Annotated in this window: 16 protein-coding genes and 1 pseudogene; 15 read left to right on the top strand and 2 right to left on the bottom strand. The window is 58.5% G+C overall.

What is annotated here, in order from left to right; translation table 11 throughout:
* Both F8J34_RS09325 and F8J34_RS09320 read right to left on the bottom strand, forming a co-directional pair.
* Positions 1 to 347: pseudogene (locus tag F8J34_RS09325) on the bottom strand (hypothetical protein); the annotation flags it as partial.
* Complete coding sequence (locus F8J34_RS09320) at positions 322 to 1,089, bottom strand: hypothetical protein (RefSeq protein ID WP_297058757.1); 768 nt, start codon at positions 1,087 to 1,089, stop codon at positions 322 to 324. The pseudogene F8J34_RS09325 and the gene F8J34_RS09320, both read right to left, overlap by 26 nt.
* Positions 1,090 to 1,236: 147 nt before the next feature.
* Here F8J34_RS09320 and F8J34_RS09315 point away from each other — a divergent pair, with 147 nt between their 5' ends.
* The 15 genes from F8J34_RS09315 to F8J34_RS09845 all read left to right on the top strand — a co-directional run.
* Entirely contained in the window at positions 1,237 to 3,000 is a 1,764-nt protein-coding gene (locus tag F8J34_RS09315; protein ID WP_297058754.1) for a formate--tetrahydrofolate ligase, read from the top strand.
* A gap of 150 nt (positions 3,001 to 3,150) precedes the next feature.
* Positions 3,151 to 4,053: a bifunctional methylenetetrahydrofolate dehydrogenase/methenyltetrahydrofolate cyclohydrolase FolD gene (gene folD / locus F8J34_RS09310; protein WP_297058751.1), complete on the top strand. Its 903-nt coding sequence runs from the start codon at positions 3,151 to 3,153 to the stop codon at positions 4,051 to 4,053.
* 61 nt (positions 4,054 to 4,114) lie between these two features.
* Complete coding sequence (cooS, locus tag F8J34_RS09305) at positions 4,115 to 6,163, top strand: anaerobic carbon-monoxide dehydrogenase catalytic subunit (protein WP_297058748.1); 2,049 nt, start codon at positions 4,115 to 4,117, stop codon at positions 6,161 to 6,163.
* Positions 6,164 to 6,183: 20 nt separating this feature from the next.
* Positions 6,184 to 9,246: a CoB--CoM heterodisulfide reductase iron-sulfur subunit A family protein gene (locus F8J34_RS09295; RefSeq protein WP_363315440.1), complete on the top strand. Its 3,063-nt coding sequence runs from the start codon at positions 6,184 to 6,186 to the stop codon at positions 9,244 to 9,246.
* Between the two features lie 12 nt (positions 9,247 to 9,258).
* Positions 9,259 to 9,978: a hydrogenase iron-sulfur subunit gene (locus F8J34_RS09290; RefSeq protein WP_297058740.1), complete on the top strand. Its 720-nt coding sequence runs from the start codon at positions 9,259 to 9,261 to the stop codon at positions 9,976 to 9,978.
* Positions 9,975 to 10,523: a 4Fe-4S binding protein gene (locus F8J34_RS09285; protein WP_297058738.1), complete on the top strand. Its 549-nt coding sequence runs from the start codon at positions 9,975 to 9,977 to the stop codon at positions 10,521 to 10,523. Before F8J34_RS09290 ends, F8J34_RS09285 begins: the two co-directional genes overlap by 4 nt.
* Positions 10,523 to 10,903: a hydrogenase iron-sulfur subunit gene (locus F8J34_RS09280; protein ID WP_297058736.1), complete on the top strand. Its 381-nt coding sequence runs from the start codon at positions 10,523 to 10,525 to the stop codon at positions 10,901 to 10,903. Before F8J34_RS09285 ends, F8J34_RS09280 begins: the two co-directional genes overlap by 1 nt.
* 12 nt (positions 10,904 to 10,915) lie before the next feature.
* On the top strand, positions 10,916 to 11,590 hold the full coding sequence (locus F8J34_RS09275; protein ID WP_297058734.1) for a methylenetetrahydrofolate reductase C-terminal domain-containing protein: 675 nt from the start codon (positions 10,916 to 10,918) through the stop codon (positions 11,588 to 11,590).
* A gap of 13 nt (positions 11,591 to 11,603) precedes the next feature.
* On the top strand, positions 11,604 to 14,081 hold the full coding sequence (locus F8J34_RS09270; protein WP_297058731.1) for an acetyl-CoA decarbonylase/synthase complex subunit delta: 2,478 nt from the start codon (positions 11,604 to 11,606) through the stop codon (positions 14,079 to 14,081).
* A gap of 18 nt (positions 14,082 to 14,099) precedes the next feature.
* The gene (gene acsB, locus F8J34_RS09265) at positions 14,100 to 16,322 is read left to right on the top strand and encodes an acetyl-CoA decarbonylase/synthase complex subunit alpha/beta (protein WP_297058727.1); all 2,223 of its coding nucleotides are present in this window, start codon (positions 14,100 to 14,102) and stop codon (positions 16,320 to 16,322) included.
* Between the two features lie 13 nt (positions 16,323 to 16,335).
* The gene (gene acsC / locus F8J34_RS09260) at positions 16,336 to 17,688 is read left to right on the top strand and encodes an acetyl-CoA decarbonylase/synthase complex subunit gamma (RefSeq protein ID WP_297058724.1); all 1,353 of its coding nucleotides are present in this window, start codon (positions 16,336 to 16,338) and stop codon (positions 17,686 to 17,688) included.
* Positions 17,685 to 17,972 carry a nucleotidyltransferase domain-containing protein gene (locus tag F8J34_RS09255; protein WP_297058721.1) on the top strand — a complete coding sequence of 96 codons (288 nt, stop codon included), beginning with the start codon at positions 17,685 to 17,687 and terminating at the stop codon, positions 17,970 to 17,972. The genes acsC and F8J34_RS09255 overlap by 4 nt, the downstream gene beginning before the upstream one ends.
* Entirely contained in the window at positions 17,963 to 18,400 is a 438-nt protein-coding gene (locus F8J34_RS09250) for an HI0074 family nucleotidyltransferase substrate-binding subunit (RefSeq protein ID WP_297058718.1), read from the top strand. The genes F8J34_RS09255 and F8J34_RS09250 overlap by 10 nt, the downstream gene beginning before the upstream one ends.
* Positions 18,397 to 19,293: a dihydropteroate synthase gene (locus F8J34_RS09245; protein ID WP_297058715.1), complete on the top strand. Its 897-nt coding sequence runs from the start codon at positions 18,397 to 18,399 to the stop codon at positions 19,291 to 19,293. The genes F8J34_RS09250 and F8J34_RS09245 overlap by 4 nt, the downstream gene beginning before the upstream one ends.
* Positions 19,294 to 19,361: 68 nt before the next feature.
* A partial coding sequence (locus F8J34_RS09845) for a 2Fe-2S iron-sulfur cluster-binding protein (protein ID WP_363315441.1) occupies positions 19,362 to 19,517 on the top strand: 156 nt, incomplete at its 3' end.

The raw sequence follows: 19,517 nt of genomic DNA, 5'->3' as shown, positions 1-19,517 counted from the left end.
GCGTAAAGCCCGGGGGCGTCCTCCGGCAAGAGGGCAAAACGGGTTTCGGAGATCGGGGCCCCGGCCTCGGTCACCGCAAGGTATTCCTCGTAAAAGCGAAGACGGTCCTCCTCAAAGTCCTCTCTTTCGGGATTCAGCATGAGTCTTTCCGGCTCAAAGCCCGGAAGGCCCCGGGAAAACTGAAGGAGCATCCCTTCGGAGGGAAGCTTCGGAAGCTGGGGCCAGCAGGGGATCTCCGGGGTGTATTCTAAGATGAGTCTTACCGCCTCGCGATGGTCGCGAAGGGGGAAACTTCCGATAAGGAGGGCCTTTCCAGAAAGCTTATTCACATTGGGGTTTGAGTTCACTGCACACACCTCCGGTCTGAGGTAAGAGTAAATCTAGGGGAGATGCGGGTTGGGATACCTCGAACCTGCGTTCCAGATAGGAAATTATAGATTTACTTCCCTCAAGAATTTCCCAGCGGGGCGGATGGATTACCACCAGCACCGGGACCCCCTGAATCCCGAGCAGGCGGAAAAGTCCCCTGGCTTTTTCCTTGGGACACAGGTTAAGGTTAGCCCGGGGAATGCTCCGGCAAAATTCCAGAACTTCGTGACAATGCGGACATCGGGGAGAATAGACAAGATATAGATCCTCCACCGGCGGACGATCCGGGAAGGCCGGTTGAGCTTCGGCCCGCAGGGATAGCAGGGGATTTACCGTAAGCAGGAAACCCGCGGTAAGGCCGATCAGGGCCCCGAGCAGCGAAGAAGGGACCCCAGCATCCCGGCCCAGATCCTTTAGAAGGGCCCCTGTGGCCAGGAAGACCCCCAGAGCCACCCCCAGACAGAAGGGGCAGAAGAGCCGATACTCCAGGGCCTGCCGCAGGAGAAAGACCGTCTCCGCAGAGAGACCCGCCGTACTCCAGATAAGGAGCATCCTTCCCTTTCCCGGAAGATTGCTCCCTAAAAGAAATAGCAGCCCCCCGAAGTAAAAGAGCCCCAGCAGGACCATTTCCTGATGATCAAGAAGGGAAAATTCGGCTACCACCCGGCAGGTGTAGGTTTCACAGAAACTCTGCCCTTTGAGGTTGAGAAAAAGCTCCAAACTTAAGCCCAGGAACCAAAAAAGGGCCACAAAAAAGGAAAATCTGTACGCTTTTGACGCAGGAAGTCTCAGAAGCATGGGTTCCTCACTTGTCAATCTCCAAAATATAAATTATGAAGCCATAAAAGTCTAGGAAAGGAGGGCGCCATGAAGCTTGATCCCACCAAGATGAAAGACTGGGAGATTGCCGCGGAGTGTGAAAAGAACATGAAGACCGTTTATCAGCTGGCCGACGAACTGGGCCTTACCAAGGAGGAGCTTCTTCCCTACGGGCACTATGTGGCCAAAATCGACTACCGCAAGGTCCTTGAACGCCTGAAGGACCGGCCCAACGGAAAATATATCGACGTTACGGCCATCACTCCCACCCCGCTCGGAGAGGGAAAGTCCACCACGGCTATCGGACTCATCCAGGGTATGGGAAAGCGTGGAAAAAAGGTCATCGGGGCTCTGCGGCAGCCTTCCGGCGGTCCCACCTTTAATATTAAAGGAAGTGCCGCCGGCGGAGGCCTGGCCCAGATCATTCCGCTGGATAAGTTTTCCCTGGGGCTTACCGGGGACATCAATGCGGTGATGAACGCGCATAACCTGGCCATGGTGGCCCTTACGGCCCGGATGCAGCACGAGGCCAACTACGACGACGAGTTTCTGGCCAAGCGGGGACTTCGGCGCTTGAACATTGACCCCAAGCGGGTGGAGATGGGCTGGGTCATCGACTATTGCGCCCAGGCCCTGCGGCACATCGTGATCGGGCTCGGGGGAAAGCGCGACGGATACCCCATGGAGAGCAAGTTCTGGATCGCCGTGGCCTCGGAGGTCATGGCCATCCTGGCTGTGGCCAGGGATCTTAAGGATCTGCGGGAGCGGATCGGACGCATCGTGGTGGCCTTTGATAAGTTCGGAAACCCCATCACCACCGAGGATCTTGAAGTGGCCGGGGCCATGACCGCCTGGCTGGTGGATGCCATCAACCCCAACATGATTCAGACCCTTGAGGGGCAGCCGGTCCTCATCCACGCCGGCCCCTTCGCTAATATCGCCATCGGACAGTCCTCTATTATCGCGGACTATGTGGGGCTCAAGCTCGCCGACTACCTGGTTACGGAGTCCGGTTTCGCCGCAGACATCGGTTTTGAGAAATTCTGGAACATCAAGTGCCGGCTTTCGGGGCTGGCTCCGGACTGTGTGGTGGTAGTGGCCACCATAAGGGCCCTTAAGTGCCACGGCGGAGCGCCCATTCCGCCTCCCGGAAAACCCATTCCCAAGGAATACTACGAAGAGAACCTGGAGTGGGTGGAGAAGGGATGCGAGAATCTCCTTCACTGCGTAAATATTGTGAAAAAGAGCGGTTCCACCCCGGTGGTCTGCATCAACGCCTTCCACACGGATACCAAGAACGAGATTGATCTCGTGCGCAAGATCTGCGAGGAGCACGGTGTGCGGGTTGCGGTCTCCGAACACTGGCTTAAGGGCGGAGAAGGGGCCCTTGAGCTTGCGGATGCGGTGGTTGAGGCCTGCGAGGAGAAGAGCGAATTCCGCTTCCTTTACGAGCTTGACGAGCCGGTCAAGGACCGCATCGAAAAGATCGCCCGCGAGGTCTATGGGGCCGATGGCGTAGTCTATCTTCCGGCGGCCGAGGAGAAGATCAAGCTGATTGAGTCCGATCCGGAGCTGCGGCAGATGCCCATCTGCATGGTGAAGACCCATCTTTCGCTCTCCGACGACCCCACCAAGAAAGGGGTTCCCAAGGGCTGGAACCTCCGGGTGCGGGATGTCCTGATCTATCGCGGTTCGGGGTTCATCGTCCCGGTGGCCGGCGACATAAGCCTCATGCCCGGAACGGGATCCGATCCGGCCTACCGGCGGATCGATGTGGATGTGGAAACCGGAAAGGTGAAGGGACTCTTCTAAAGCGGAAATTTTCTCCGGGGGTGGGGAGAATTTCCTCACCCCCGAGTTTTGTTAGTTCCGGAAAAGCACGCTAGACTAAGGGGTTAGGAGAAGGTATGTTATGGTCTGTTTTTTGCAAATAGTTTCCAAATCCCAGAGGGGAGGTATGTGATGTCGGCCAGGATCATCAGCGGTAAAGAGATTTCTCAGCAAATTCGGGAAGAACTAAGGAAAGAGGTTCAGGAACTCAAGGAAAAACATGGGGTTACTCCCGGTCTGGTGACTATCCTGGTGGGAGAAAATCCGGCCTCGATCTCTTACGTTACGGCCAAACAGCGTACGGCCAAGGATCTGGGGTTCTATTCGGTCCAGGAAAACCTACCCGAGGAGGTCAGTGAAAGCGAACTTCTGGCCCTGATCGACAAATACAATAAGGACGAAAAGATCCACGGGATACTGGTGCAGCTTCCCCTTCCCAAGCACATCAATGAACGCAGGATCATTTATGCCATTGATCCCCGGAAGGATGTGGATGGTTTCCACCCGGTAAACGTGGGGAAGATGGTCATCGGAGAGCCCTGTTTCCTGCCCTGCACCCCTCATGGAATTCTGGTGATGCTTGAGCGGGCTCAGGTCCAGGTGGACGGGGCCGATGTGGTGGTGGTGGGGCGGAGCAACATCGTGGGCAAACCCGTGGCCAATCTTCTCCTTCAGAAAAGGAAGCCTGTGGGTAACGCCACGGTTACCGTATGTCATACCGGAACCCGCGATATGGCTGCCCATACCCGCCGGGCGGATATCCTCATCGTGGCTGCCGGGCGTCCCAAGGTCATTACCGCGGATATGGTCAAGGAGGGAGCGGTGGTCATCGATGTGGGGGTGAACCGGATCGGCACCACTCCGGAGGGTAAGGCCATCCTTTGCGGGGATGTGGATTTCGACGCGGTGAAGGAAAAGGCCTCGGCCATTACCCCGGTTCCCGGAGGGGTGGGGCCCATGACCATTACCATGCTCATGAAAAACACGGTGGAGGCGGCCAAGCTCTGGGCCGGACTCCCCTGTGAGGTGGGCTAGTCGTTCTTTCAGAAGTGGTTTAGACTAAGAATCAATAAACATTGCAGGAGGTTGAAACATTATGGATACCAGGGCCAGATCCAGGAAAAAGAGTCCGCCCCGGGTGCAGAATGCCACGGCCCAGATCATTTATGAACGTCTGGGAGACGAGGTGCTGACCACTCCGGCCCGGGTGGAAAGGAGGGGGACCACCCCCTGTCTTTTCGGTAAGGGGGGAACCTGCTGCCGGGTCTGTAATATGGGGCCCTGTCAGGTGGTGGAGGGCGTGGAGGAGCTTCGCGGGGTGTGCGGAGCCAGCGCAGCCACGGTGGTGGCCCGAAACTTTGGCCGCATGGTGGCCGGAGGGGCCTCGGCCCACTCGGATCACGGTCGCCAGGTGGCCATCGATTTTTATGAGACCGTGCACGGAGAGACTCCTTTTGAGGTCAAGGATAAGAGAAAGCTCCGGGTGGTGGCGCAGGCCTTGGGGCTGGATCCGGATAAGGAGGAGCAGGAACTTCTCAAGGAGATGGCCGAGGCGGCCCTCAGGATCTTCGGGCAGCAGGAGGGAGAGATCCCGTTATTGAATCGGGCTCCGGAAAAACGGAAGCAGCTCTGGAAGGAACTCGGGGTGTGGCCGAGGGGAGTGGATCGCGAGGTGGTGGAGCTTACCCATCGCACCACCATCGGAGTGGATCAGGACCATCGCAATATCTTCATGGCCTGCGCCCGTACGGCCCTGGCCGACGGGTGGGGCGGGTCTATGGTGGCTACCGAGTTCCAGGATCTCATGTTCGGCAATCCCGGCCCCATCAAAGCTCGGGTGAACATCGGGCTTAGTGTGATCCGAGAGGATATGGTCAATGTGGCTGTCCACGGGCACGAGCCGGTGCTGGCCGAGGCCCTGGCCATAGCGGCGAGCGACCCGGAGATCGTGGAGGAAGCCAAGAAGGTGGGGGCCAAAGGGGTGAATCTCGCCGGGATCTGCTGTACCGGAAACGAAATCCTCATGCGGCGGGGAATCCCGGTGGCCGGAAGTTTTCTCCAGCAGGAGGCGGCCATTGCCACCGGGGCCCTTGAGGCGGTGGTGGTGGATGTGCAGTGTATCATGCAGAATGTGGTAGAGGTGGCCAAACATTTTCACACCGTGGTGATCACCACCAATCCCCGGGCCCGAATGGAGGGCTCCACGCATATAGAATTTGATGCCCGGAAGGCCCTTGATTGTGCCAAACAGATCCTGCGCGAGGCCATAGCCCGGTTTCCCAAACGGGACAAGGCCCGGGTGAACATACCGGATCATTCCGTGGATGTGGTGGTGGGCTTCAGCCACGAGACCATCCTCTACATGCTGGGAGGGCGTTTCCGGGCCTCCTATAAGCCCTTAAACGAAAACATTATTAACGGAAAGATCCTGGGAGTGGCGGCCATCGTGGGGTGTGATAACTTCCGGGTGACCGAGGAGGTCCAGGTGGAGCTGGCCAAGGAGCTCATCGCCAATAATGTACTGGTGCTCACCACGGGCTGTGCCGCCACCGGTATGGGCCGGGCCGGACTCCTCAGGCCCGAGGCCGCGGAGATGGCCGGGGACAGTCTGCGGGAGGTGCTTGAGGCCGTAGGGTGCCCGCCGGTGCTCCATATGGGTTCCTGTGTGGACAATAGTCGGATCCTTATCGCCGCAACCGAAATGGTGAATACCGGAGGACTGGGAGAGGATATAAGCGATCTTCCGGTCATTGGTTCGGCTCCGCAGTGGATGAGTGAGAAGGCCATCACCATCGGCCAGTACTTTGTGGCTTCCGGGGCCACGGTGGTCTTCGGGCCGGATTTCCCCACGCTTAAAAGCCAGGTGGCCACGGATTTTCTCTTCCACGAGATGGAGCGCATCTTCGGGGCCGGCTGGCGGGTGGCCCGAAGCGCCAGTGAATTTGCTTCCATCATGATCGATCACATTAAGAATAAGAGAAAGGCCCTGGGGATCGATAAGCCCAAGCCCAGAGTCCTTTACGATATGGCCATGCGGCGGGCGCTGGAAAGCCCCAAGGTCACCAGTCCCTTCCACGGGCTGGGCTGTTTCGGTCCGGTGTCCCTCAGGGTTTCGCCGGAAGGGGAGGAAAAGAAAGCGGCTTAAAACATTAAAGGAGGACTTTTATGGCTAAAAAATCCGGAAAGGTCCTCGTGGTGGGCGGAGGGATCGCCGGGATCCAGGCGGCCCTGGATCTCGCGGATCTGGGCTATTACGTCTATCTGGTGGAGAAGAAGGCCTCCATCGGGGGCGTAATGGCCAAGCTGGATAAGACCTTCCCCACCAACGATTGCAGTATCTGAATACTGGCGCCCAAGATGGTGGAGGCCGGTCGGTCTCCCAACATTGAGATCCTGACCCTGGCCGAGGTGGAGGCGCTTTCGGGAAGGCCGGGGAACTTCAAGGCCCGGGTGAAGATTCGCCCGCGCTACATCGATCCGGATAAATGCACCGCCTGCGGGCAGTGTATGCAGTATTGTCCGCGGGAGGCGGTGGATGAATATAACGAGAGGCTGGACTTTACCCGGGCGGCGCGGATCGACTTCCCCCAGGCCGTGCCCACGGCCTACTACATCGACGAGGAACGCTGCCTGCACTTAAACCACGAGACCTGCATGATCTGCACCAATGTGTGCGGGCCCAAGGCCATAGACTTCTCCCAGAAGCCCGAGGTGCGGGAGCTTGAGGTGGGGGCCGTGGTGCTGACTCCGGGGTTCGGTGAGGTGCCGGAGGCGGCGCTTGAGAAGTACGGCTACGGAATCTATCCGGATGTGATGACCAGTCTGGAGATCGAGCGCCTGATGTGCGTTTCCGGGCCCAGTGGAGGGGAGATCCTAAGGCCCTCGGATCTTTCGCATCCCCGGAAGATCGCCTTCCTTCAGTGCGTGGGTTCGAGGGATGTTTCCTGCGGAAGGCCTTTCTGTTCTTCGGTCTGCTGCATGTACGCCATGAAAGAGGCCTCCATGCTCAAGGAGCATGCGCCTGAGGCCGAGATTACCCTCTTTTTCATGGATGTGCGCACCCAGGGCAAGGGCTTTGACGCGGCCTTTGAGCGGGCGGTGGAAAAATACGGACTGCGCACGGTCTATGCCCGGGTGCCCAAGGTGGAGGAGGTTTCCGGACGGCTGGGGCTCACCTATGTAACCGAGGACGGAGAGGTCCACCGGGAACTTTTCGATCTGGTGGTGCTTTCGGTGGGGCTTTCGGCCCCGGCCGGGGCGGAAGAACTGGCCCAGAGATTCGGGATTGAACTTAATCCCTTCGGTTTCGCCCGGACCTCGGTGGCGGATCCCCTCACCGCCAAGCCCGGGATCTACGTGGCCGGGACCTTTCAGGGGCCGAAGGACATTCCGGAAAGCGTGATGCAGGCCAGCGGGGCGGCGGCCAAGGTTTCGGAATTGCTGGCCGAGGCTCGCGGCAAAGACCAGGTGGCCAAGGAGTTTCCCCCGGAGGACCAGGATCTCCTTTCTCTTCCTCCTCGTGTGGGGGTCTTTGTCTGCCACTGCGGGGTGAACATTGCCGGAGTGGTGGATGTGGAAAGGGTCAAGGAATACGCAGCCCAGCTTCCGGGGGTGGTCTATGCCGACACCACGGTCTATTCCTGCGCCCAGGATTCGCTGGAAAGGCTCAAGGAGATCATCCGGGAGCACAAGCTTAACCGCCTGGTGATTGCAGCCTGCAGTCCCCGCACCCATGAGCCTCTCTTCCAGGAAACCTTGCGGGAGGCCGGGCTCAACCTGGCCCTGGTGGAGATGGCCAACATCCGGGACCAGTGCGCCTGGGTGCACGCCGACGATCCCGAGGCTGCCACCCGCAAGGCCATGGATCAGGTGCGTATGGCGGTGGCCAAGGCCCGGAGACTTCGGCCTCTGGAGTTACAGAAGGTCGAGGTTACTCCGGGGGCCCTGGTGGTGGGAGGCGGAGCGGCGGGAATGGCTGCGGCGCTTTCCATCGCCGAACAGGGATATGAAGTCTATCTGGTGGAACGGGAGCCGGAGCTGGGAGGAAATCTTCGGCGGGTAAAGTTTCTGGCCGAAGGGGAAGACCCGCAGAAGATCCTAAAGGATCTCATTCGCAGGGTGGAAAAACATCCCCGTATCCGGGTTTATACCTCGGCCAGTGTGGAGAATATCTCCGGGTATGTGGGGAACTTTACCTCCACGGTGCGTACCCAGGCGGGCTCCGAGGTCATCAATCACGGGGTGGTGGTGGTGGCTACCGGGGGCCGGGAACATCGTCCCTCCGGTTATCTCTACGGGGAGAGTCCCAAGGTGGTGACCCAGCTTGAGTTTGAGGAAAAGCTTTCGCGGGGGAAACGCTCGCTGGGGAAGGTCAAACGGGTGGTAATGATTCAGTGTGCCGGCTCACGCGGGGAGGAACTCCCTCATTGCAGCAAACTCTGCTGTCAGCAGGCGGTGAAAAATGCCCTGCGTTTTAAGGATCTGCATCCCGACGGGGAGGTAATCGTCCTTTATCGCGATATGCGTACCTATGGGTTCTATGAAGAGCTTTACCGGGAGGCCCGGAAGCGCGGGGTGGTCTTTTTACGCTATACTCCGGAGCGCCGCCCCCGGGTGGAAAAGAAGGGCCGGGGGGTGGTGGTCCGGACCTACGATGCCCTTTTAAAGGAAGAGATGGAAATCCCTGCGGATCTGGTGGTCCTTTCCGTAGGGATCGAGGCGGATAAGGAAAATCCCGTGGCCCAGATCCTTAAGACCCCGCTTACCCCGGAGGGGTTTATCCTTGAGGCCCATGTAAAGCTCAAGCCGGTAGAGGTGGCGGTGGATGGGGTCTATGTGTGCGGGCTGGCGCATGGGCCCAAGCCCCTTGCCGAGATCCTGGCCCAGGCCCGGGCCGCGGCAGCCAAGGCGGTGGTGCCTCTGGCCAAGGGGTTCGTGGAGGTTCCGCCCATTGTGTCCTCGGTGGATCAGAAGAAATGTATCGGCTGCGGCATCTGTGCGGCGCTCTGTCCCTACAGTGCCATCGAGATGGTCAAGGTGGATAAACGGCGTAAGGCCCAGGTGATTTCCGCGGCCTGCAAGGGATGCGGTGTCTGCGGCTCCCATTGCCCGGTGTTTGCCATAAGCCTGGGGGGCTTTACCGACGAGGCCATCCTGGAACAGATCCGGGCCTTCGGCCTGGAGGAAGCTCAGGAAACTGAAAAAGAAGCAGAAAAAGAAGCGGCCTAAGGAGGGGTTACGATGGGGTTTGAACCCAGAATATTAAGTTTTCTGTGTAACTGGTGCTGCTATGCGGCGGCGGATTCGGCCGGGGTGGCCCGGTTCAGTTACCCTCCCAATAACCGGGTCATCCGGATCATGTGTACCGGAAGGATGGATCCTCGTTTCGTGGTGGAGGCCTTCTATGTAGGTTCCGACGGGGTCTTCGTGGGTGGGTGACACCTCGGGGAGTGCCATTACCAGTCTGGTAATTTCGAAGCTCTGGTCATGGCTGAAACGGTAAGGCGGATCCTGGACACCGTGGGGGTGAAAAGGGATCGTTTTTATATCGACTGGGCCTCGGCCGCGGAGGGGCCGCGCTTTGTGCAGCTGCTCACCGATTTTACGGAGCGGATCCGGAAGCTGGGCCCCCTGGGGGAGGCCGAGGGGCTTTCCCGGGAACGGCTACAGTTCCGGCTGGAGGCGGCGCGGAAGCTCTGCTCGAACATGCAATTCCGGGCGCAATATGGTAATTTGGCCCGGGAAATAAAGAAGCTGGGCGATTACAGTCCGGAGAACATAGCCCAGTTGGTGGAGAAGAAGCTGGTGCCTCAGATACGTAAACGGATCCTGGAAAGCGAGGTCCGGGAATTGCTCTCCCAAGGGCCTCAGAGTGTGGATGCGCTGGCCGAGGCCACCGGAGCCAGTCCTCAGGAATTGGCGGGGATTCTTGAAGCCATGGAAAAGGGGAAAAAGTCATGAAACTGGAATTAGCCAGGGAATGGATACCCGAAGTGGAGGGGTTGCCGGAGACTTACAGTCAGTGTTTTCGCTGCGGAGCCTGTTCGGGGATCTGTCCGGTAAAGAAGGTACGCCGGGACTTTGATCCCCGGGTCATCGTGCATGCCACGGTGCTGGGCCTGCGGGAAAAACTCTTCGGGACCCCCATCCTCTGGCACTGTTCCCAGTGCCAGAGTTGTGTTCCGGTATGCCCCATGGAGGTAAAGCCGGCGGAGGTAATTCGGGCGCTGCGGGAATATGCCCTGCGATCCGGTCTGGCCAACGAGGAGACCCTGTTTGAGGCCGGAAGGCTGGCCCGGGTAAATCCCGGAAAGTGTATCGTATGTCTGACCTGTGTGCGGGTGTGTCCCTTCGGGGCTCCGAGTATCCGGGAGGAAGGGTACGCGGTGATCGATCCGGCCAAGTGTCATGCCTGCGGGATATGCGTGCGGGAATGCCCGGCCCGGGCCATCGAGCTCAAGCCCGCGGCGGAATTTGAAATCCTGAGATACGGGGGTGTGAGTTAATGGCTGTAACCATCGGGGTGCTCTGTTGCCATTACACCAATCAGGCCGGAGAGGAGGATTTCCAGGGGATTCCGGGCACGGTTATCGTGCGTCGTTATCCCTGTTCCGGACATATCGAGGTGGCGGATATCCTGCGCACCTTCGAGGAAGGGGCGGAGGCGGTGCTGGTGGCCGGATGCGAGGCGGAGAGCTGTCACAATCTGTCCGGGAGTCAGCGGGCGGAAAAGAAGGTCCAGGGGGCCCGGAAGATCCTTGAGGAGATCGGGCTGGAACCGGAACGGGTGCGTTTTGCCTTTCTGCCTCGACTGGATACCGGGCCTTTCATGGAGGAGGTAAAGAAAACTTTTGAAATAGCTTTAACTATGAAGTCTAAGTCCTGAGGAGAACGGAAAATGATCGTTGCAGAACGCAAACCCATACGCCGAGTACTGGAGGCCATAGAGCCTTATCAGCGGGTTCTGGTTCTGGGGTGTCGGGGGTGTGTGGCCATCTGTTCGGCGGGAGGGGATCGGGAGGTGGAGACCATGGCGGCGGCCCTGAGGCTGGCCCGGAAGAGGGCCGGTCGGCCGCTGGAGACCGGTGAGGCCACCCTCATCCGGCAGTGTGATCCGGAGTATCTGGCGCCGCTGCGAGAATGGGCGGATAAATATGAGGCGGTGGTTTCTATGGCCTGCGGGGTGGGGGTGAACCTCATTGCCGATCTCTTCCCCGAGATCCGGGTCTATCCCGGGGTGGATACCACCTTTTACGGGGCCAACACGGCCCTAGGAGAATGGCAGGAGAAGTGCCGGGGATGTGGGGATTGTATCCTGGATCTCACCGGGGGGTTGTGTCCCATTGCCCGGTGCGCCAAGAATCTGCTCAACGGTCCCTGCGGGGGGTCCCAGGGAGGGCGCTGTGAGATCCGACCGGAGGTTCCCTGTGTCTGGCATCAGATTTACGAGAGGCTTTCGGCCCGGGGAGAGCTGGATCGTCTCATGAATTTCTTTCCGGCCAAGGACTGGCGTCCGGCCGGACACGGTGGCCCCCGGGACAGGATAAGGGAAGATCTCAAGATGGATAAATAAAAGGAGGGGAACGGTGGAACCGAGAAGCCATTTACATCGGGTCCTTTCCGAGGGACATTTTGCGGTTACCGCGGAAATCGGTCCGCCCAAGAGCGCCGACGGAGAGGTGGTACGGAAGAAGGCCCGGTTGATTAAGGGCTATGTGGATGCGGCCAACATCACCGATTGTCAAACGGCCATTGTAAGGATGTCCTCCATCGCCTCGGCGGTGCTGGTGATGGCCGAGGGGGTGGAGCCGGTCATCCAGATGACCTGTCGCGACCGGAACCGGATCGGGATCCAGGCCGATCTTCTGGGGGCGGCGGCCCTGGGAGTGAAAAATCTCCTCTGTAGTACCGGGGACCACCAAAAATTCGGAAATCATCCCGAGGCCAAGGGGGTCTTTGATCTCGATTCCATTCAATTGCTGGACATGGTTCGGAGGATGCGGGACGAAGGGAAGTTCATGTGCGGGGAGGATCTCACCGGGGCCCGTCCGGAGTTCTTCCTGGGGGCAGCGGCCAATCCCTTTGCCGATCCCTTTGAGTTTCGGGTCAAGCGCCTGGCCAAGAAGATCGCCGCCGGAGCGGAATTCATCCAGACCCAGATCGTCTATAACGTGGAACGTTTCCGGAAATTCATGGAAATGGCCCGCGATATGGGACTTACGGAGAAGGCCTATATTCTGGCGGGAATCACTCCCCCCAAGTCCTTCGGGATGGCCCGCTATATGAAATATTTCGTGCCGGGACTGGATGTACCGGATGAAATTCTCAAGCGCATGAAGGAGGCCAAGGACAAGCGGGAGGAGGGCATCAATCTGGCGGTGGAAATCATCCAGCAGGTGCGGGAGATACCCGGGGTGGCCGGGGTGCATATTATGGCCATCGAGTGGGAGGAGGCGGTACCGGAGATCGTGAAACGGGCCGGTCTCCATCCGCGTCCGCTGGAAGCCGAGGTCCGTCCGGCCGTTGTGGTGGAGGTGGAAAAGCCCGTGGAGCGGGTGGAGGTGGTGGCTCCTCCGGCAGAGGAGGTGCCGGAAGAGGCCCCACCGAAGGTGGAGATTCCGGTGGAGGCGGTAAAGGAGGTTTTTTCCACCGTGCGTTCCAGCATAGAGTCTCTGCGCGAGGGGGTGAACCTGCTCCACGATAGTCTGGCTCGCCTGGAGCGGGCCCTCCTGGGCGGAGAGGTGGTGCCGGCGGAGGTGCCGGAGGTTCCGCGAGTGGAAGTGAAGGTGGAAGAGCGGCCTCCGGTGGAAGAAAAGCCCGTGGAGGTAAAGGAAGTACCGGAAGAAAAAGAGGTAGTGGAAGAAAAGAAGGTGGAAGAGAAGCGGGTGGAAGAGGAAAAGCCCGCGGAGGAGGTGGAGGCTCGAGTCGAAGAAAAACCCGCGGTAGAGGAGAAACCTCCGGTAGAGGAGAAACCCGAGGAGAAGCTCGCGGTCGAGGTTAGGGAGGAAAAACCCGCTGAGAAGCCGCCGGTAGAGGAAAAACCGGCTCCTCCGGCGGAGGGAGTGGAGATAGGGAGTTTTTCCGGAGAATATCGGCCGCTTTCCGAACGAGCCGCCGGTCTTCCCGAGGATCTTTACAAGGAACCGGGGACGGCTTTCATTCGGGAGGTGGAAATCGGAAAAGGGGAAAAGGCCTTCAAGGTGGGAGGCACCAATGTGCTTCCCTTCCATCTTTTCGAGGGGGAGATGCGACACGAACCGCGGGTGGCCATGGAGATCCTGGATGTGAAACCCGAAAACTGGCCCGAGAGTCTAGCTCGATATTTTGCGGATGTGCTGGATGATCCCGCGGCCTGGGCCAGAAAGTGTGTGGAGACTTACGGGGCCGAGGCCCTGTGCATCTACCTCATGGGTACCGACCCCAACTATCTCAATCTGGATGCCCAGCATGCCCGGGAGGTGGTGGAGAAAGTAGCCGGAGCGGTGGATGTGCCTCTTATCGTATGGGGATCGGGACATGCCGAAAAGGATGTGGAAGTGTTGCGCGAGGTGGCTGAGGTGGTAGGTGATCGGGGAGCGGTGATCGGTCCGGTGGAGGAGGCCAATCATCGCACCCTGGGGGCAACGGCCATGGGCTACGGGCTTCCGGTGGTGGCTTCCAGCCCCATCGATGTGAACCTGGCCAAACAGTTGAACATCCTTCTGGAGAACGTAGGGGTGGCCCTGGATAAGATCCTCATGGACCCCTCCATCGGGGCTCTGGGTTACGGGCTGGAATATACCTATTCGGTTATGGAACGAATCCGTCTGGCGGCCCTTTACGCTCAGGACGATAAACTTCAGGTTCCCTTTATCTGTAACGTGGGACGGGAGGTATGGAAGGCCAAGGAAGCGGGGCTTCCCAGCGACGAGACCATGGGGGACCAGGAGGTGAGAGGGGTGCTTATGGAGGCCATTACCTCGGTGGCTCTGGCGCTGGCCGGAGGGGACCTTTTTATCATGAGGCACCCCAAAGCCATAGAATTAACTAAATTAATTATTAAGGAACTCATGCAACAAAATTGAGGCAAGGAGGGATAAGTTATGTCTAAGATTATTGCCACCAAAGCCATTCGCGGGGCCCATAAGATCGTGGAGCGGGCCCAGGAAAAATATGAAGAGGCGGTGAAGAAATTCGGGAAGGAAAAAGAGGTCGCCTTCCCCAACACCGCCTACTATTTACCCATTATCTACGCCATGCTCGGGTATCCGGTGAAAAAACTCGGGGACTGCGGGGAAGTACTGGAGGAGGCAAGGAAACTTCTTCCTCCGGTTCCGGACGAAAGACTCTGGACCCCTTATCTCGGGCCGGCTCTGGATGCGGGTATGGCCACCTTCTTTGCCGAGGAAATCATTGAGGCCATCCGGTATCTGGAGGACCCGGATTTTTACACCAAGACCGAGGAGCCGGTAAACGGAAACATCTGGCTCGGGGCGGCGGACGACGTGATTTTCCGGAAGCGCGGGGTGGAGTTTGTGGATGGCACGGCTCCGGGGTTTGCGGCCATCCTGGGGGCCCCGCCGGACAAGGAAACCGCCGCCCGGATCGCTCAGGAACTCCAGGAAAAGAACCTCTATGTGTTCATGCATGCGGATACCAACGGGGTGCGGATGGCCGAACAACTCAAGGAGGCGGGGGTACAGCTGGGCTGGCCCACCCGACTCATTCCCTTCGGCCCGGATTACACCTCGGTGGTCTTCTCCATCGGATTTGCCTGTCGGGTGGCCATGGCCTTCGGAGGCATCAAGCCCGGGGACTATATGGGAAATCTCCTTTACAACAAGGATCGAACCTTTGCCTTTGTCATCACCTTCGGCCCCATTTCCGAGGAATGGTACGCCAACGGAGCCGGGGCCATAAACTGGGGCTTTCCGGTGATTTCCGACTGGGATGAGCCGGAGATCAAGCCCTACGGTATCTGCCTTTACGAGCATGTGGTGTCCAAGGTCCCCCACGAGGAGATCGTGGATCGGGCCATTGAGGTCCGGGGTCTTAAGGTCACCACGGTGAAGCTGGACATTCCCGTGGCCTATGCCCCGGCCTTTGAGGGAGAACGGGTGCGCAAGGACGATCTTTATCTGGAATGCGGTGGTGGACGCACCCCGGCGGTGGAGCTTCTTCTCTCCAGGCCGCTGGAAGAGGTGGAGGACGGAAAGATCGAGGTCATCGGGCCGGAGATAAACGAGGTGGAAAAGCTCGGGCTTCAGGGGCCGCCCTATCGGCTTCCCTTTGCGGTGGTGGTGGAGGTGGCCGGGGCCAACATGCAGGAGGACTTTGAGGCCATCCTGGAACGGCAGTTCCATCACCTTATTAACTATGCCCAGGGTGTCATGCATGTGGGGCAGCGAAATATTATGTGGTTGCGGATAAGCAAGGCCGCGGCGGAAAAGGGGTTCCTCTTCCGGCATATCGGAGACATTCTCTATGCCAAGATGCGCCAGGAATTCGGGGCCATCGTGGATAAGTGTCAGGTGACCATCTACACCGAGGAGGACAAGGTCAAGAAGGTCCTGGAAATGGCCAAAGAGGTCTATGCCAAGCGGGATGCCCGTATCGCGGGAATGACCGACGAAAGTGTGGATATTTACTATTCCTGTACCCTGTGTCAGAGTTTCGCCCCCAGCCATGTGTGTGTGATTACCCCGGAACGGATCGGGATGTGCGGGGCCTATAACTGGCTGGACGGAAAGGCCTGTTACGAGCTCAATCCCACCGGTCCGAATCAGCCCATCGAAAAGGGAGAGCTTCTGGACGAGCGGCTGGGTCAATTCAGCGGGGTCAACGAGTTCGTAAAGAAGGCCAGTCGCGGAAAGGTGGAGCGGGTGAGTCTCTACAGTATCCTGGTGGACCCCATGACCGCCTGCGGATGTTTTGAATGTATCGCCGCGGTGCTTCCCTCGGTAAACGGGATCATGATTGTGAACCGGGATTATCTGGGAATGACTCCCACGGGAATGAAGTTTTCCACCATGGCCGGAATGGTGGGGGGAGGGCAGGTGACTCCCGGGTTCATGGGGGTCTCCAAGCATTACATCACCTCCCGGAAATTCCTGCTGGCGGAGGGAGGGCTCAAGCGGGTGGTCTGGATGCCCAAGATGCTTAAGGAGGAACTCCGGGAGAAACTCCAGAAACGGGCCGAGGAACTCGGAGTCCCGGACCTGCTGGACAAGATCGCCGACGAGACCGTGGCCAACACCGAACAGGAAGTCAAAGAGTGGGTGGAAAAGGTAAAACATCCCGTGGTGGAAATGGAACCCCTGATGTAAAGGGAGGAGGACGATGGGACTTACCGGTATTCAGATAATGCAAAAACTGCCCAAGACCAACTGTGGGGATTGTGGATTTCCCACCTGCCTGGCCTTTGCCATGAAGGTGGCCGCAGGGCAGGCGGAAATCGACAAGTGTCCGCATGTAGATCCGGCGGTAAAGGAGGAGATCGCCGAGGCCTCGGCCCCGCCCATTCGTACCGTGGTGCTGGGTAGCGGAGAGCACCAGCTGAAGCTGGGCGGGGAGACGGTGCTTTTCCGGCACGAAAAGAGGTTTGAGAATCCGGTTCCCCTAGGGCTTCGGCTGGCCACGGATATGGAGGAGGCGGAGATAGCTCGCAGGCTGGAGAGTTTTCGAAAGCTCCGGTGGGAAAGGGTAGGGGTGGAGCTTCACGCCGAGGTCCTGGCCCTGGAGGAGGTAAACGGGGATAAAGAGAGATTTCTTTCCCTGGTGCGCCGGGTGCGGGAGGAGTGTCCGGAAGCGGTGCTAGTTCTCATAAGCGAGAATCCGGGAACCCTTTCCGAGGCCTGTGATCTCTGTGGTGAACATCGGCCTCTTCTTTATGCCGCTACCCTGGACAACTTTAAGGAAATGGGCCAGGTGGCCAAGGAGAAAAAGGCCGCCCTGGCGGTCCGCGGCGACAATCTGGCGGAAACGGCCCGCATCTCCGAGGAACTACTCAAAATGGGGCTTAAGGACCTGGTGCTGGATACCGGGGCCCGGAGCGTGCGGGAACTCTACGAGGACCAGGTGATCGTGCGCCGGGCGGCTATCAAAAAGCGTTTCAAGCCCTTCGGGTTCCCCACCATTACCTTTCCCTATCGGTGCGCCCGGGGGTATCTGGCCGAGGCCATCCTGGCCGCGGTGCTCATTCCCAAGTATGCGGGCATGATCATCATGTCCGATTTCCGGGCCGATGTGCTCTTCCCGCTGCTGGTGGAGCGAATGAACATCTTTACCGATCCGCAAAAACCGCTGGTGGTGGAGGAGGGGATCTATCCCATCAATGGTCCGGACGAAAATTCTCCGGTGCTTATTACCTGTAACTTCGCCCTCACCTATTTCATCGTTTCGGGTGAGGTAGAGGGGAGTCGGGTCCCCTCCTGGCTTCTCATCAAGGACACCGAGGGGCTTTCGGTGCTTACGGCCTGGGCTGCGGGTAAATTCGGGGCGGATACCATCGCCGAATTCGTGAAAAAGTGCGGAATTGCGGAGAAGGTCAAGCATCGGAAGCTGGTCATTCCGGGTTATCTGGCGGGAATTAAGGGAGAGCTTGAAGACGAACTCCCGGATTGGGAGATCATCATCGGGCCCCGGGAGGCCAGCGGTCTTCCGAGCTTCCTCAAGGAGTGGAAGGCGGCTTGAAGGAGGACCCCTGGAAGGAAAAACTGCGCGGTCTGATAGGGGATTTTGTAAAAAAGGAGGAGGGAATAAAAGAGGTCTATCTTTTTGGGTCCCGTCTGTGGGGCGGAGCGGGAGTGGCTTCGGATTTCGATCTGGCGGTGAAAGGAGAGGAAAAAAGCATCAGAAGGCTGGCGGAATTTCTTGAGGAGAGCACTTTCCCCTTCGAGGTGGACGTAGTAGGCTGGGAAGAACTCCCGGAGGGGCTCCGGGAAAAGATTCAAAAAGAAGGGGAAAGGTGGCTCTGAAGGAAAGGAGCCGATTTCGCGAAAGGTGGGATCTGGCCTGGCGGGCCTATGAAAGTCTGCGAGAGATTCTGGAGCGCAGGGTGGATCCTTTAAGTGAGGAATATGTTATCGTACGGGATGCCTCCATTCAACGTTTTGAATATACTTTTGAAATCTTCTGGAAGACCCTTAAGGACTATTTACGGGAGAGGGAAATAGTGGAGTGTTTTTCACCGGCAAACTGCTTTCGGGAGGCCCTTAAGACCGGGGTCCTTTCTCCGGAGGAAACCGAGGCCTGTCTGGAGATGCTCCGGAGCCGAAACCTTACCTCGCACACCTATCGGGAGGAGACGGCTCAACGCCTGTATCCTCGCCTTAAGGGTTATGCCGAGCTCATGGAAAGGATCCTACAGAGGTTAAATAAAAACTTTTTAAGGAGGGAGGCATGAGCCAGCAGGTCCTGTGTATTGCCGAGAGCATCAACATCATGTCCAAACGTATCGGTCCGGCCATGAAGGAGAGGAATCCCGAGCCCATTAAGCAGATGGCCCGGGAGGAGGCGGAGAGGGGAGCGGATTATCTGGATCTCAACATCGGTCCGGCCAAAAAAGACGGGCCGGATCTTGCGGCCTGGATCGTAAAGGTGGTGGAGGAGACGGTGGATGTACCCATCTCTCTGGATACCACCAATCCCGAGGCCATGACCGCGGGGCTTAAGGCCTCCAAAAACCCGGCCCGGTGTCTCATGAACTCCATCTCCGCTCAGCCCGAGCGTATGGAGAAGCTCATCCCGGTGGCGGCGGAACTGGGTTGCGAGGTGATAGCCCTCCTCTGGGGGCCGGAGGGAATGCCCAGGGATGCCAATGAACGGGCGGCGCTGGCGGTGGATCTGATCATGAAGCTTAACGAGGCCGGTATTCCCAACGAAAAGATCTGGGTGGATCCCATCGCCACTCCCATTACCCTGGGCGCGGAACAGATCCTTTCGGGGCTGGAGTTTCTTTCCATGCTTCAGGACATTGCTCCCGGCGCCAAGAGCACGGTGGGGCTTTCCAATGTATCTAACGGGGTGGCCACCCATCTGCGCCCTTATCTGAATCGGGTCTATCTCATGATGCTCATGAAATACGGGATCCATTCGGCCATTCTGGATGTTTATGATCAGGAGCTGGTAGAGATAGCCAAGGGCAAACATCCCGACTGGGTAAAACTGGTCCACGACATCATGGACGGAGACGAACCCGATCCCAAGACCCTTTCTCCCAAAGAGCTTGAAATCTACAAGACCACCCGGGTCCTCTTAGGGAAGACCATCTTTTCCGAATCCTGGCTGGAACTTTAATCTACGAGGCCTCCGGGGGAGCCCCTCCCCCGGACTTCCCCAAAACATCCTCAGGCAGGGGGCAGGGAATGAAGATCTATCTGAACGGAAAGGAGTATGAGGCCAGGGAAGGGGAAACGCTACTGGAAGCCGCGGAGAGAGCGGGAATAGAGATTCCCTCTCTGTGCCATTTGCACGGAGCCGAGACCTCCCCGGTTCCGTGCGGTCTCTGTACGGTGGAGGTC

Origin of the sequence: Thermosulfurimonas sp. (genome assembly GCF_015491435.1) — a bacterium.
Taxonomy (GTDB): Bacteria; Desulfobacterota; Thermodesulfobacteria; order Thermodesulfobacteriales; family Thermodesulfobacteriaceae; genus Thermosulfurimonas_A.
The sequence above is the reverse complement of the archived record's forward strand: the minus strand, read 5'-3'. Positions and strand labels throughout refer to the sequence as shown.